The 400-nt window shown below is 56.2% G+C and carries 1 rRNA gene; it reads right to left on the minus strand.

What is annotated here, in order from left to right:
* Positions 1-259, minus strand: a 16S ribosomal RNA gene (locus tag LPA54_RS40970); the annotation flags it as partial.
* Positions 260-400: the final 141 nt, after the last annotated feature.

Here is a 400-nt window from a genome sequence, read left to right on the forward strand (position 1 = left end):
CCATTACCTCACCAACAAGCTGATAGGCCGCGGGCTCATCCTGCACCGCCGGAGCTTTCGAACCGCTTGGATGCCCAAGCGGGTCAGTATCCGGTATTAGACCCCGTTTCCAGGGCTTGTCCCAGAGTGCAGGGCAGATTGCCCACGTGTTACTCACCCGTTCGCCACTAATCCCCACCGAAGTGGTTCATCGTTCGACTTGCATGTGTTAAGCACGCCGCCAGCGTTCGTCCTGAGCCAGGATCAAACTCTCCGTGAATGTTTACCCGTGATCGGGTGCACACATCACGAGAGCGGAACATCGGGAGGAATAGTCCCGACGTTCACAGCGTCCTCGCTGTGTTTTCTTCAAAGGAACCTCGACCATCCGAAACCGGATGGACGGGGTATCAACATATCT

It is taken from the genome of Streptomyces sp. DH12 (genome assembly GCF_020873895.1).
Classification (GTDB): domain Bacteria; phylum Actinomycetota; class Actinomycetes; order Streptomycetales; family Streptomycetaceae; genus Streptomyces.